The sequence below is a fragment of the Pseudomonas sp. PIC25 genome (genome assembly GCF_002286785.1).
Taxonomy (GTDB): Bacteria; Pseudomonadota; Gammaproteobacteria; order Pseudomonadales; family Pseudomonadaceae; genus Pseudomonas_M.
The window spans coordinates 1-14,997 of the sequence record NZ_MUJY01000133.1; the positions used below are offsets into that span (position 1 = coordinate 1).

The window sequence follows — 14,997 nt, forward strand, 5'->3', positions numbered from 1 at the left end:
AGAACGGCGGTTTTGGTTTTAGGGGTTTGGTCGCACAAACATCTTCAACCAAATCGCCGTTCTTGTTCAGGGCTCCCCGGAAATGCGCGAAGAACCTTTCTTTTTTCGCTTCAGCCAAGGCTTGCCATATCGATGACGAAGCGGTAGCGCACATCGCTTTTCAGCATCCGCTCGTAGGCGGTGTTGATGTACTGCATCGGGATCAACTCGATGTCCGAGGTGATGCCGTGGTCGGCGCAGAAGTCGAGCATTTCCTGCGTCTCGCGGATGCCGCCGATCAGCGAGCCGGCAATGCTGCGCCGCTTGAAGATCAGGCCGAACACGTCCGGTGACGGATGCCGCTTGGCCGGAGCGCCGACCAGCGTCATGGTGCCGTCGCGCTTGAGCAGTTGCAGGAGGGCGTCCAGCTCATGGGGCGCCGCCACCGTGTTGAGGATGAAATCGAGCTGGCCGGTGTAGCGGCTCATCTGCTCCGGGTCGGTGGAGACGCACACTTCGTCGGCCCCCAGGCGCTTGCCGTCCTCGACCTTGCTTGCCGAGGTGGTGAACAGGACGACCTGGGCGCCCATGGCGTGGGCGATCTTCACCCCCATGTGGCCGAGACCGCCCAGGCCGACGATGCCGACCTTCTTGCCTGGTCCGACCTGCCAGTGGCGCAGCGGTGAGTAGGTAGTGATGCCGGCGCACAGCAGGGGCGCGACGCCAGCCAGATCCGTCTCGGCGTGGCGAATGCGCAGGACGAAGGGCTCCTTGACGACGATCGTCTGGGAATAGCCGCCATGGGTGTTCTCGCCGCCGAACACCGGGCCGTTATAGGTGCCGGTGAAGCCATGCTCGCAGTATTGCTCGTCGCCGTCGTGGCACGACGGGCAATCGCCGCAGCTATCGACCATACAGCCGACGCCGGCCAGGTCGCCTGTCTTGAAACGGCTCACCTGCTCGCCGACCGCAACGACGCGGGCCACGATCTCGTGTCCCGGAACGGAGGGGTACAGGGTGTTGTTCCATTCGTTACGGGCGGTATGCAGGTCGGAATGGCAGACCCCGCAATAGAGAATCTGGAGTTGCACGTCCGTCGGGCCGAGGGCGCGGCGTTCGATTTCGAGCGGGACGAGCGCACTGTGCGGGTCAAGCGCTGCATAGGCCTTGGCCTTGATCATGGGGTTTCCTCTTTGCGTGTGTCGGTTACGAGTGGCCCGTTCCATCGGGTGGTCGGGCTGAATCGACAGCTTCGAGGACTGGGCGCATCAAGGGATAGCCTGATCCAGTCGATTCCTTGCCTGATCCTGCCGTGCAGGCCAAGTCACGAAGAAAGCAGGCAGGCTCGAATCGCAGAGACCGTGGAGCCAGGGAGTAGAGGGGAGCGGAAGAGGAATCGGGGAGGGAGGCCACCTGGGCCGTTATCGTGCAAAAAATCCCGGCGGGCCGAAACCCGCCAGGTCGATTGCCTGACGCCAGGGATCAGCTATTGCTGGCTTTGCCAAGCCCTTCGCTGACGATGTTGCTGACGGCCAGCATGGCGTCGCCGGCGGTGGCCTTGCTCGGGCACTGAGAGGTATCGCCCAGCATGACATCCTTCATGATGTTCGTGGCCTTGTGGAACTTGTCCATGCTTTCGCCAGTCATGCCGTCGTCGTCCGGGTTGCTCAGGGCTTCGGCCCAGGACTTGGTGTCGGCCTTCACCGGGCCAAAGTCCTTCTGGTACTCCGGCTTGCCGAAGATCTCGGGATGCTGGTCCATGAACTTGCCGATTTCCTTGGCCGTGCCACGGTTTTCTTCGTTGATGAAGTGACGGTTCTTGCCGTCCACGTGGGTGCCGATGTCGTTCAACTGCTGCAACCCCATGTGGGAAGCGAGGTCCAGGCCGAATCCCATGCCGGTCTGGCCCATGCCGCTCAGGCCGCCACCGAGAATGCTGCTGCCCAGGCCGCTCAGGCCACTGGAGAACGGGTTGTTGGCGAACGGGCTGCCGGTCGAACCACCGGAGAACGGGTTGTTGCCGAACAGGTTGTCGCCCAAGCCACCACCCAAGCCACCACCCAGCATGTTCCCCAGACCACCGCCCAGACCACCACCCAGCATGTTCCCCAGGCCGCCGCCCAAGCCACCGCCCAGCATGTTCCCCAGACCGCCGCCCAAACCACCGCCCATCATGCTGCTCAGGGCTGCCCCCATGATCGCCTCGTTGATGGCTTGGTCCAGGAACATGCTGAGAACGTCTTTCAGGCCCTGGCCGAAGGCTTCGCGTTCCTGTTGGTTCACCGTATCGTTTTCGAAGAGTTCTTCTTTCCAATTGCCGGCTTTTCCGTCCGGCTTACCGTAGGCACCGGTGGAAGCGTCCATGAACTCGGCGAGCAGATCCAGGAGGGGGTTGTTGGTACTCTTGCTGCCCTTGTCCCAGTCGTTGAATTTCGAGATACCTTTGCTGTCCGGCTCGCCGAACAGGCCTTTCATCAGGGTGTCGGTCAGCGCACCGGCCAGATCCTGCCCACCGCCGCCCAGCAGTTCGTTGGCCAATCCGAGGCCACGTCCCATAGGGGTGACGTTCACGGTGATGTTGATAGCGGTGGATGCTGCGTTTCCAAGGATGCTTCCCAGGGACATATGCTTTTCCTCTTCGGTGTCATTTTGAGTGTGAGCGCATCGCCTGAACGACCGGGATGACTCGATGCAATCAGCCGGTGTCTTGGCCTGAGAATGTCTTGACATTCGCTAGATGAGTGAGCAACGCGAGGAATGGGTTCCAGCCGGCACGAAAATAAATTCGGAAGTGGATGTGTCGGTCGAGGTGGGACTGGGTAAGTCAGGACGGGCCGCAAACCCGCATAGGCACCCGTCCTGCTGGCGAAGCTCTTGTGTGGCTTCATTCGCGAGCAGAGTTCGCTCCTACAAAAGCGAAGGCGGACCTGTAGGGCCTCATTCCCGACGGTGAAGACGGTCTTCGTAGGAGCCAGCTCTGCTGGCGAGGCTCTTGCGTAGGTCCGTAGCCCGGCTAAGCGTCAGCGCAATGCGGGAACAGGCTCCCGGATTGCGCCTGGGCTTATTCGGGTTATGGCCCTGGCGAAGCTTTTGTTTGGCACCTGACGGCAAAGCCGGACCTGCAGGGAGAATTCATTCGCCCGGCGAGGTTTAGGTGAGGCAACCGTACAGGATCGTCACTGTTTCAAGGCGTACCCATGGCCCTTCAGTGCGGCGATGGATTGCTGGGTGGGTTTGTCGAATTCCGCGATATCGCCATCCAGCTTGTAGCCCTTGGGCGTGCCCTGGTCCTGGCCGTATTCGAAGTTGATTCGCCCCAGGGCGCGGATGAGGCTCAGCGAGGTACTGCTGTTGTAGCCCACCAGCGGCAGCGGGGAGACGAACCCTTCGCTCTTGCTCTCCGTCTGATAGACCATGATTGCCTTCAAGCGCATGTTGTTGCGGTCGCTCAGCAGCGCGACGAGTTCATCCTGGGTCAGGGTGCCGTCGCGACTGCCCTTGTCCACCCGTGCCGCCACCTCGTCCTTGAACTCCAGGCGCACCCTGGCCAGGGTGCCGGGCGTGTCCTGCAACTGCTTGATCAGCGCTTCCAGCTTCGGGTCGTTCTGCATGAGGCTGGCCAGGTATTCGGAGTTGCTCTGGACATGGCTCGGATTCAATTCTGCACTCAATTTTGTCAGCAGGCTTGCCTGATCCAGCCGCGAGAGGTTGGTGTAGGAACTCTCCAGGCGCATGTAGTCCAGCATGTTGTGGCCGGCCTTGGCCGCTTCGTGACGGTCTCCGGCCTGACGCAGGCTCTTCAATGCCGCATGCTGGTCGTCGTTGGTGACTTCCTTGTCGCCGTATGCTTCCTGCAGGGCGGCGAGGCGCTTGTCCAGATCTTCTTCCTTGGCGATTTCTGCCAGCCGGGCGGCGCTCGCCTTGTCTTTGAAAGCCTTGCCGAGCGTGTCGGCGAGCTTGGTCAGGTCGCTGCCGGTCAAGGGCTGGGCCGGCTTGAACAGAAACTTGAAGCGCTTGGTGGTCTTCATGTCCACAGAAGCGGTGACGGACCCGCCCAGGTTCATCCCGGTGGTTTCGAAGGGCACGGGCACTTCCGGCAAGCCGGCTTCCTTGGCCGCTTTTGCTGCTTTTTTGGCCTCCTCGTCTTCATGTCCGGCCAACAGTTGTGCCTGGGCTGCCAGCTTGATCTCCGCCCGGTTGAGCAACCGGGGCCGGTTGAGGCCGCCTTCTTCGAGAATGCGACCGGCCGTGTTGGTGTTGGTCTGGCGATAGTGGCTGTAGTTCAACAGGTTCAGGTTCACTTCGACGGCGCCGCGAAACCGGGCGATCCCGGAAAACGGGGAGTCCTTCTCATGCAGGTTGAACCCATAGCCGAGATTCAGCGAGGCACCGGCATCGATATCGAAGTTGACGCGATAGCCATGCTGCACCTCGTGATTCGAGCCCTTCTTCATCAGTTCATAGGGGTTCAGCTTGCCTTGCACCAGATCGTCGACGAACTGGTCGATCTCGCCCTCCGACAGGGTGAAGAGCAGGGCGTCGCGCTGGTTCCCTCCCAGCGTGCCCTTTGCGTAGACATCCAGCGGAAAGCTGAAGCTGGCGGCCCGGTCCGGGCCTACATCGTGGTTGCGCTTGAGGGTCCGGTCCCGGGCACCCGCGCCGACGCTGACGGAGCCACCGCCTTGGCGGACGAAGGTGGCGGTCAGCTTGTCGTCGATGATTTCGAACGTCAGCGAGTAGCCGCGATCGCCGGCGAGCCGGCCGTTGGGAAAGGTGAATTTGCCGCCGGGGCCGGTGGTCGGGGTGCTGAGTGCCCCGCCATAGTTCCGGTGGATATGCAGCTCATGATCGCCTTCGATTTCCTTGAGGGCGGCCTTCAAGCCCTTGGCCATGTCCGCCGAGTCGCCGCCGAAGGCGGTACGCAGATTGATGTGCACGGCGTGGTCGGTTTTCTTAAAGGCGTTGAGGAAGGCTTTCACGGCATCATAGTCGGCTTCCAGGCTGTCATGGCCACGGAAGCCCATGTCGGTAACCACCTTGAGCGGATTGTCGCCATATTGATGGTCGCGCAGTTGCGACAGGGCCTGGATACCGAGTTCCGCGGCCTCGGGGGCGGCTCCGATCTGCTCCACCAGTTGATTCAGCTCATGTAGGGTCGTCACATCCAGCGCCAGGCGCGCCTTGAGCAGGGCACTGTCGTCGCCGGGGTCGCGGCGGCGCCCCAGTGGGACCTCGCTCTTCTGCGGCGAGAGCGTGACGCCTTTCTCTTCGAGCAGGCCAAGCAGTTCGGCACTGCGGCGGGGCTCCGAGCCCAGTTGGGCGAGGGCATCGCGCAGTTGTCGGTTCAGGTCTTCACCGCTGCTGAAGGGGTTGAGCTTCTGCTTGAGGCCACCCAGCAGCGGCGCCTTGAAGCCCTCCCGGGGCTCGCCGTGCAGGTTCAGCAGCCCTGTCTCCTTGCCCAGGTTGACCAGCGTCTGGGTGATGCTGTCCTCCAACTGGGTGCGGAAGGTTTCCAGCGCCTTGGTGAGAGGCTTCCCTTCCTCGCCCAGACCGAGACGGGCGATACGCGATTTCAGGTCCGCGCCCTCGGCGGGTTTCGCCGAGCCGCCCTGGGCAATGGTCCTGAGGCGATCGAATGCCGCCCCTTCCTGTTCATAGACATTCGTCAGCCCCTCGCGACCTTGCCAACGATGCTGCAGGTTGTAGCCGAGGTTCTTCAGCGGGCGAGGGGTTTCCAAGGTAGGTTTGAAAATGTGGGCGCGGATGAACTCGGCGGTACCGCTGCGATGGCGATTTTCCACACCGGTGCGCCCCAGGCGCTCGCCGGTCATCTTCACGGTATGGCCCAGCACCTTCCAGGTCTTATTGTCGTCGCGCACCCGCTCGAACAATGCCTTGAGCGCCTGCGGCGGCGTCAGCGGAGCGGGGGCGTGGGGCTGCCAATCCGTGCCATCGTACTGCAGCTCTTCCTCTTTGCTGCCCTCGAGGGCTGCCAGCAAGGTATTGCCGGGCCCGGTGCGGATTGAAGCCACGGGTTGGTTGTCCGGGGATCCGATGATTCCCCAGCCGGGCTCCCGCGGCATCGCTTCCGTCGCTTGCCAGTCCTGGCGCGGCAGGCGATAGAGGTGGCCGCTTTCCGTCAGGGCGTAGAGGTTCTGCTGCTTGTCCAATGCCAGCGAGCGAGGTTCACCTTCCAGGCCTCGAAGGGGCAGGGGACGGCCCGGTTTGCCGTTGGCATGCAGGGTCAGCCGGCCTTCGTCGTCGAGGGTGACGAACAGCTTGTCGTTGACCAGGGCGAAATCGCGGACCGGACCGTCCGCTCCCGCCACCGCGACGCCCATGGAAACCTGGATGTTCATGCCGGCCGGCGCCAGGCTCTGGCTGCCGTCGTGGGCGAAACGCCCGACCGTGGGGCTGACACCGAGCCCGGACAGCTTGCCGTCCTGCAGCACATAGGGTTTGCCGTCCAGCCCCAACTGCAGCCGCTCGATGTTCTTGATGCCGGTGGATGCCCAGGCGTTGGCTACGCTATCCCAACGATGCAGTTCGCCGTCCTCCAGGGCCACATGCCCGAGGCGACCGAGGCTGAGACGGCTGAGCGGGTCCGGATTGGCGTTGGGCAGGCCCCGGCGATTGTCGATGACCAGCACGTCGCTGAGGTTCCAGCCCGTATGGAGGGGAACATCGGAGCGGTTGACGGGCTGGCTGTGCAGGTGGCCCTGACGGTCCTTGAACAGCAGGTTCAAGCGGGTCTGGTCGTCTTGCATGAAACCTTCGGCGAAATGCGTCCGGCCGAGCGTTTCGCCCTGGGGGACGCCCTGGGTATCCGGCGTCAGATTGAGGACCCTGGCATTTCGTTCGGCGCTGTACAGCCGCCCTTCGTTGTCGATCAGGAACAGACGGTCCCGGTCGAGGCCGACATGTACCGCCTCGGCATTACCGTCATCCAGCTTCACCGGGACGGTGATCTCGCCATCCTCGTTCCGCAGGCGGATGTGCTGCGTTTCCCCGCTGCCGCAGAGCAGCGCCAGCGTGCCGTCGGCGGCGACGGAAAAGGAGCGTGCGTCCTGTGCCTCGACGGGCGGACGGGGTTCCTCGGCGCTCATGTCGAGCAGTGCACCGTCGTGCAGGGCATAGAGCCGTCCGTCGGCCTGCAGGCCGAGCTGGGTGAACGGCTTGCCGTCGTCACCGGGGTGCGGTTGCCAGGCCTGTTTGTCCACATCGAAGCGGTAAAGGTGTCCGTCATGTACGCGCAGCCGTTGGCCCTCGGCATCCTCGTGGATACCGGAGACCTGAGCGATGTGCGCCCGCCCGGTGACGTCTATGTCGCCACGCTGGCGATGATCCTGGCCGTGCGCCGATACGACGATGGTGTCTCCCTCGCGCTCCAGCCCATAGCTGGCGACCTGCCCGTTCATGGCTGTCTGGAACAGCTTCATGGATTCGCTGGGCCGGCTGCTGTGCATGACGACGATGGCGGCGGGTGTCTGCTGCAGGTGCAGCAGGTTGCCTTGCTTGTCCATCAACAGCTGATCGCCATCCGGCTGGCCGTGATGGGCCAGGTAGGTCCGTTCGGGCTTGCCCAGCGTATTTTCCAGCAGCTGGCGGAGAGCTTCCGGTGTGTTTTCGCCGATCTTCAGCCGCCCCTTGCCATCCAGCCCCATCTCCAGCGAGGACGTCGCCTGGCGGGCGGGGTTGTAGGCCATGATCCGGTCGACGTCGATGTTGTGGAAGCGCCGGGCCCGTGCGCGCTCCAGGGCCGGCTGGTCGTCCGAAATCGATCCGCTGCTGGAACTCGACGCCTGGGAGTCCGTGGAGTCTTCCCGCTGGAGCGCCCTGGAGGGGCCGGCGGAGTCGGAAGGCGGGAGACGTCTGATGCCGGTGTACAGCCAGCTCTCATCGAAGCGGCCGGCAGGGGAGCGCTCCAGTTCCTCGGGTTGCGAGCCGGGAACGCGGTGTGACGAGGAGCCATCGTGACGGGGCGAATCGCTCACCGACGAGGTGTACGAATCGCTGCGCGACAGACGCCCGTCCCGATTGCTGGCCGACGACGATTCCGCGTCGCTCAACAGGCCGCTGAAGTGCCGTCCCTGGTAACGATTGGCCAAGCTGCGATTCAGTGGGGGCTGGTCGTCGGGTTCGGAGTCCGAACCCTCGTCCTCTACGGCAGTGAAATAACGGGAAGAGGTCAACTCACTCGTTGCGGTGGAAAAATGCGTCTGCGCCGAACGGAAGCTATCGGTACGCCCCAGCGAGTCTTGGCGAGGGCCATCCACGCCGGAAGCTTGTGCCGATCGCCTGGCTCGGTCCGCCAAGTCGCCTTCGAAGCGGCGTCCGCTCGAACGTGTCAGGGGCGGTTGCTCCCCGTCGGTGGGAGATATGCCGTTGCCCGACATGTCCATGCTGTCGTTGGAACGACTGGAAAGCGAGCGGTCCGACGCCTGTCTGTGCTTCAGAAGCTCCCCTAGCGACGGGGCCGGGCGCTCATAGGGCTCAGGGGCTGTCTCCAGCAGGGACGGATCTTCCGAAAGTATGCGGTCAATGACGTGGCCATCGAAGCGGCGGGCGGAGCGCTCCTGGCCAAGCGGAGCCCGGTGCCGGGCGGAGCGCTCGAACATTTCGGCAAGTGTCGGGCCGGACGCGGGTGAGGTCGATGCCCGTTCCGTCCCGGCGGGGATCTGGCGGGGCTCGGCCCCGTTCCTCTGGCGCAACCCGATCAGGCTGCCCATGCGCCGGCCCATCTCACCGAGCGAGAGGGTGCCGGTCCGCTGCGTGGCGTTCTGCGCCCGCTGCCGGATTGGGCTCGCCTGGCCAGTCGCTTCCGATGACGACGGCCGGAGAGAATGTGTCGTGATATCGCGACCCGTGATGCTCATGGAACGACCTCTCCGTGCTCAATGCTCGTAGCGCTACGGATTATGGTTATTGATTGGTCTGGAACAGGGCAGCAGGTAGGGATTGCGTGTGTTGGTTCTTGTTCTAGTCAGCCATTGAGTGGGACGGAGGTACGAACAAGTTCCGACGAGAAGGGCAGGAATGCAAAAAAGCCCCGCCGAGGCTTTCGGCAGGGCTTCGCAAGCAGGCAAAGATGCCCCTTATGGCCGCCGCAAATCGAACCCCTCGTGCTTCATGGCGGCGATGCCCTCACGAGTGGGGGCGTCGTAATGCGCGATGTCGCCGTCCAGGGTGTAGCCCTTGGGGGTGTTCTGGTCGCGGCCGAAGTCGAAGATGACCCGACCCAGACAGCGGACCAGATTCAGCGAGGTTTCGCTGTTGTAGCCGACCAGGGGCAGGGGGGAGGTGAAGCCTTCGCGTTTGTCCACGGTCTGGAACAGGAAGATCGCCTTCAGGCGCAGGTTGGCGCGGTCCTGCAGTTTGGCGATGAGTTGGGCCTCGGTCAGGGTGCCGTCCCGGCAGCCGCGTTCGATTTCGGCCTTGACCGCGTCCTTCAATTCGAGGCGGACGCGGGCGGATGTGCCGGGCGTGTCCTGCAGGTGCTTGATCAGGTTTTCCAGCTTCGGGTCATTCGCCATGAGCTCGGCGATGTATTCGGCATTGCTCTGTACATGATTGGGATTGAGGCCGGCGCTCAGGCGGGTCAGCAGGCTCATCTTGTCCAGGCGGCCGAGATCGGTGTAGGTGCTGTCGAAATAGGCTTCGCCCAGCAGGCTGTGGCCGGCGAGGGTGGCGACATGCTTGTCGGCCAGGACGCGCAAGGAGCGCAGCGCGGCGTACTGGTCGTCGTTCTCCGGCTCCCGGTTGGCGAAGCGTTCACCCATGCGTTCCAGCCGGCGACCGAGGTCGCGCTCCGTTGCCATTTCCTTGAGCGCCGTCGCGGAGGCCTTGTCGCGAAAGGCCTTGCTCAGGGTAGTGGCGGCCTTGGCCACTTCGGCTTCGGTAACCGGTTCCACGGCCTTGAAAAGGAATTTGTAGCGCTTGGCCGTACGCGTCTCCATCGTTGCGCTGACGGAGTTGTCCAGGCCGCCGCGTGCCTGCTGGAACTCCCCGTCCGGCGCGGTATGCGAGCCGATCAGGTGGGCCTGCGGCAGGTGCAGGGCCGCGCGGAACTGATTGAAGAAGCGCGGCCGGTTCAGGCTGCCTTCTTCCCGCTGGAATGCTCCGCTGCTGGTCAGCCGGTGCTGGCTGTAGTTGATCAGGTTCAGGCTCAGCTCGGCGCCCCCCTGGATACGGAAGAGGGCATCCAGGGGCGACTGGCGTTCCGCCATATTGACCCCGTATCCGACGTTCGCGGCGGCGCTGATATCCAGGTCGGCACTGAAGCGGTAGCCATGCTGCACTTCATGTTCCACGCCGCGGCGCATCAGCTCGTAAGGGTTGAGGGTGCCCTCGACCAGGCTGTCGACGAAGGCGTCGATCTCGCCGGGAGCCAGCATGAAGGTCAGGGCGTCCTGGGTGGAGCCGCTGATGCTGGCACGCAGACTGGCATCCAGCGGGAAACTCAGGCTGGCCTCGCGCTCGGGGCCGACGCCATGGGTTCGGCCCAGGGTTCGGTCGCGTATGCTGAAACCGACACTGCCCGAGCCGCCGCCCTGGCGGACGAAGGTCACCAGGAAACGTTCCTCCTTGGTGAACTTGTCGTCTTCCATCTGGAAGGTAAGGCTGTAGCCGCGGTTGGCCCCGAGGCTGCCGCTGGGATAGGTGACGACGCCGCCAGGTCCCGTGGTGGGGGTGCTCAGCCGGCCTCCGTAGCCGCGCTGGACGTGCAGTTCGTGATAGCCCTCGATTTCCTTGAGGGCGGCCTTCAGGCCCCTGGCCATGTCCGCCGAGTCGCCACCGAAGGCGCCGCGCAGGTTGATGTGCACGGCGTGGTCGGTCTTGCGGAACGCCTTGAGGAAAGCCTTCACCGCGTCATAGTTGGCCTCCAGGCTGTCATAGCTGCGAAAGCCCATGTCGGTGACGACTTTGAGCGGGTGCTCGTGGTAGTGCTGGTCGCGCAGGGCCGAGAGTGCCTTGCTCGACTCTTCCAGCGGGGCTTCTTCCAGCCGATCGACCAGGGCATTCAGTTCGTGCAGGGTCGCTATGTCCAGCGCCAGGCGCGCCTTGAGGAGGGCGCTGTCGTCACCCGGATCGCGACGGCGACCGAGGGGCATCTCGCTCTTGCGGTAGGAGAGCAGAGCACCTTGCCCGGTGAAGCGGTCGAGCAGTTCGACGGCGCGCGCGTCCGCGGGCGCCACGCGGGCGAGGGCGTCACGCAGCAGGGGCGCCAGGTCGGCGCCGGCGCTGTAGGGGTCGAGTTTCTGCCGCAGGGTGCCGAGTCGCGGCGGTTTGAAGTCTTCCCGGGGTTCGCCGTGCATGTTGAGCACGCCCACGGCTTGACCCAGGGTAACGGCATGCTTGTCGCAACTGCGTTGCAGCTCGGCCTGGAAGGCTTCCAGCGCCGCCTTCAGCGGTGCGCCGGCTGCGCCCAGGTCGAGCCCGGCGATGCGGGCCTTCAGCTCCTGGCCGGTGGCTGGTGCAGCTTTTCCGGTCAGTGATTTCAGTTGTTTGAACAGCGTGCTTTCCGCCTCGTAGATCGGGCTCAAACCTTCGCGGCCCTGCCAGCGGTGTTGCAGGTTGTAGCCGAGGTTTTTCAGCGGGCGCGGAGTCTCCAGGGTCGGCTTGAAGAGGTGGGCGCGAATGAATTCTCCGGTGCCGGAGCGGTACTTGTATTCCGCGCCGTTGCGGCCCGCCCGGTTGACCGATGCCTTGATCGTGGCCCCACCCAGTTTCCAGGTCCTGCTGTCGTCGCGGACGCGCTCGAACAACGTCCTGAGTGCCTGCGGCGGCGACAGGTCGGCGGGCTCGTGGGGACGCCAGCCAAGGCGGGCGTCATGCCGCAGTTCCTCGACGCCTTCCTCCCCTCGGGGGCTGGCGAGCAGGCGGTTGCCGGGGCCGGTGCGGATCGTCTGCAGCGGCTGTTCGTCGGGTAGCTCGCAGGCTTGCCAGACCGCAGGCTCCCGCTGCTCCGCTTCGGCTGCCTGCCAGTCGGCGCGCGGCAAGCTGAAGAGCCGACCGCTCTGGGTCAGGGCATAGAGGTTCTGACTCTCGTCGAGGGCAAGGGACTGGATGTCTTCGTCGAGCCCGGTCCGGGGGATTTCCCCGTCGGGCCGGGTCGGGTGGTGCAGTTTCAGCCGACCGTTGTGCCCCAGGGTGACGAACAGCTTTTCGTTGACCAGGGCGACGTCGCGTAGGCCACTTGGGGCGGGTAGTGCGCGCCCGCCGGCGACCTTGATGTTCTGGCCGATGGGAGCGAGGGAATGCTGCCCATCATGGAGGAAACGCCCCACGCTGAGCGTCACGTCCAGCTTCTGCAATTTGCCGCCCTTGAGGATGTACGGCTTGCCGTCCAGGCCCTGTTGCAGCCGTTCCACCCCTTTGATGCCAGTGGCGGCCCAGGTGTTGGCGGTGGCGTCCCAGCGCAGCAGCTCGCCATCTTCCAGGGCGACGTGGCCGAGGCGGCCGAGATTCAGGGTGTTCGCCTGGGCGGGTTGCGGCTCGGGCAGCCCGCGTCGGTTATCCAGCACCAGTGCATCGGTGAGGTTCCAGCCGCCTTTCGCCGGCTGGTCGATCAGGTTCACCGGCTGGCTGTGCAAATGACCTTGGGCATTCTTGACCAAGACATTCAAGTGGGCCTGGTCGTCCTGCATGAAGCCTTCGGCGAAGGTGGTGCGCCCCAGCGCCTGACCGTTCGGGATCGACTCGGTGTCAGGCTGGAGGTCCAGAGGACCGTTGGCCGAAGGGGTGTCGGCACTGTACAGCCGCCCTTCGTTGTCGATCAGGAACAGACGGCCGTCGGCAATGCCGATACGGGTCGCCTCGGCATTGCCGCCATCGAGGCGCAGGGTGTGTTCATGGTGGCTGTCGACCAGACCGAGTTGCAGGCGGACCTGTCCGTCCACGGCTGTCAGGCCCGCCTGGACGCTGTCGGCCTGGTCCGGCCTGACCAACCGGACGCTCTGCGCATTGCCCTTGCCGCAGAGCAGCGCGGCGGTGCCATCGGCGGCGACGGAGAAGGCCACGGCGCCACGCGCTGCCAGCGGCATGCTCGGCTGGGGGGCGCTCAGGTCCACCAAGTGATCGCCGTGCAGCGCGTACAAGTGGCCGTCCGCCTGCAACGAGAGCTGCTTGAATGGCGTGCCGTCGTTGGCGGGATGGAGGGCCCAGGCCTGCTCTTCGATGTCGAAGCGGTAGAGCTTGCCGTCGTGCAGGCGCAGACGCTGGGCGGCGGTGTCTTCGTGGATGCCGGTGAGCTGGGCGAGATGGGCTCGCCCGCCGATGTCCAGGTCGCTCAGGCGGCGCTCTTCGCCACCGTGCTTCGGGCGGGCCCGCACCTGGATGCTGTCGCCGTCTTCCTCGCGCTGCAGGTGGTACTCGGCCACGCCGCCGGGGCACAGGGCATCGAGGTCTCGCTTGGCGTCGCTGGGCCGGCTGCTGCGCAGCACCACGATGGCGGCGGGCGTCTGCCGCAGGTGCAGCAGGGTGCCCTGTCGGTCCATCAGTAACTGGTCGCCGTCCGGCTCGCCATGGTGGGCGAGGTAGGTTCTCGATGCCTGGCCCAGCGTGGCCTGGAGTAGATGCCGCAAGCCAGCGGGGGTGTTGTCGCCGATCACCAGGCGTCCGTGTGGGCCCAGGCTCATTTCCAGGGATGTGGTGGCGTGGCGCGAGGGGTCGTGGGACAGCACGCGCTCGATATTCAGGCCCTGGAAGCGCCGCCCGGGAAGACGTTCCAGCTCCGGCGATGCCGGGGTGGGGCGTAGCAGTGCCCGGTGGCTCGACTCCGGACTGGTACTGCTCGAGTGCGCCTGCAACGGCTCGGCCTCGCTGCGTTGACGAGGCCCCAGTAGCCGGCCGATGCGCTTTCCCAGTTCAGCGAGCGACAGGTTGTGCGAGCGCTGGGTCGCCGTCGCGGAGCGCTGCCGAAAACCGCTTTCTATTTGCAGGGCGTCGTGCCGCAAAAGGACGTTCTGTTCGGAACCGGAAATCTGCCTGGGCATACGACTTCTCCATCGAAGGGGCGATGCACAACGTCGCAATCCGGTTTGGCCGATCTTCGGCTGCCGGAATCTGACACATCGAACTCTTGTTGACTGCTTGCCACTCAGTCGGGGCGGTAGGAAGCCGCAGCCGACAAAGGCGCAGGAGAAGCATGTCAAACTAATATGACAATAATATGAACAATAAAGATTGATTTATTAAATATTGGGTGAAAAATCAAACAATAGATGGAGAAGTTACATGAGTGATCCACGATCAGGCAGGGAGGCGTCATGCCCCATTCTGTGAACACCCACGTCATAAAGGCTTCGGATAGGTGGGTACGTCGGCGGCGTCGACCCTCCAGGCGTCACGCCTGGAACGGCCGACCATCCAGCCACCGAGACCACACACCGTCCTGTTGGTCCTTGTCATGCCCGATGTTCAGCCGCCCTTGCTACCTCCTTTCGGCTCATACCGACCGGGGCCCATCGCGCTGCTGCACCACTCCCAGCCGCTGGCGTTTCTCGGATATACCTGCGGGCGCCCCCCGCATGACCGGAGCAGGCCGCTGTCGGCACGAAACTTGGCGCAGTCCAGGTTCGAGACCCAGCAACAGCAGCTCTCCCGCTGCATGGAGAACTGTCGAAAAGCCATGAAGCAGATGATCGAGTCTGCCACGGGCCTCAAATACTGAACTGGCTCAGGTGCAGCCAACTCATCGAGCGAACCGGGTCCGGCAAATCGAGGCCCAATTTCCAAGGAGAAGTCATGACTTCCATACTGGCGGAAGAAACCCTCAACCGTTGGCTGATACGTTGCGGCGTGACGACCGTGAATGGGCGCGTGCTGGACGCGCAGGGCTGCTGCAGCATCGCGCTGGAGGGCGGACAGGAGGTGCTGGTGATGCTGCCGGCGAATCAGACCTGCGTGTATTTCTACGGCCTGGTCGGTGAACTCGATCTGAGCCGCGACAACGGCGTACTGACCCTGGCCATGACCCTCAACCTCGACCCGGCCTATACGCGAGGAGCGGCACTGGGG

Annotated in this window: 5 protein-coding genes; 1 reads left to right on the forward strand and 4 read right to left on the reverse strand. The window is 64.1% G+C overall.

Going from position 1 to position 14,997, the window contains the following annotated elements:
• Nucleotides 1–110: 110 nt before the first annotated feature.
• From BZL41_RS16815 to BZL41_RS16830, 4 genes are all read right to left on the reverse strand, one after another.
• Complete coding sequence (locus BZL41_RS16815; RefSeq protein ID WP_095600374.1) at nt 111–1,160, reverse strand: NAD(P)-dependent alcohol dehydrogenase; 1,050 nt, start codon at nt 1,158–1,160, stop codon at nt 111–113.
• A 301-nt stretch (nt 1,161–1,461) separates the two neighbouring features.
• Nucleotides 1,462–2,604 carry a harpin HrpZ family protein gene (locus BZL41_RS28865; protein WP_218224542.1) on the reverse strand — a complete coding sequence of 381 codons (1,143 nt, stop codon included), beginning with the start codon at nt 2,602–2,604 and terminating at the stop codon, nt 1,462–1,464.
• 551 nt (nt 2,605–3,155) lie between these two features.
• Nucleotides 3,156–8,171, reverse strand: coding sequence for an AvrE-family type 3 secretion system effector (locus BZL41_RS16825; protein ID WP_168191023.1), 5,016 nt, complete (start codon nt 8,169–8,171; stop codon nt 3,156–3,158).
• 903 nt (nt 8,172–9,074) lie between these two features.
• On the reverse strand, nt 9,075–13,973 hold the full coding sequence (locus tag BZL41_RS16830) for an AvrE-family type 3 secretion system effector (protein WP_095600376.1): 4,899 nt from the start codon (nt 13,971–13,973) through the stop codon (nt 9,075–9,077).
• Between the two features lie 751 nt (nt 13,974–14,724).
• On the opposite strand from BZL41_RS16830, the gene BZL41_RS16840 reads away from it, so the two are divergent.
• Nucleotides 14,725–14,997 (forward strand): CesT family type III secretion system chaperone (locus tag BZL41_RS16840; RefSeq protein ID WP_174706179.1); only part of this gene is annotated, 273 nt, incomplete at its 3' end.

Bases quoted from the DNA above. Each gene is read 5' to 3' on its own strand.
- BZL41_RS16815 (WP_095600374.1), bottom strand. From the start codon at position 1,160: ATGATCAAGGCCAAGGCCTATGCAGCGCTTGACCCGCACAGTGCGCTC.
- BZL41_RS28865 (WP_218224542.1), bottom strand. From the start codon at position 2,604: ATGTCCCTGGGAAGCATCCTTGGAAACGCAGCATCCACCGCTATCAAC.
- BZL41_RS16830 (WP_095600376.1), bottom strand. From the start codon at position 13,973: ATGCCCAGGCAGATTTCCGGTTCCGAACAGAACGTCCTTTTGCGGCAC.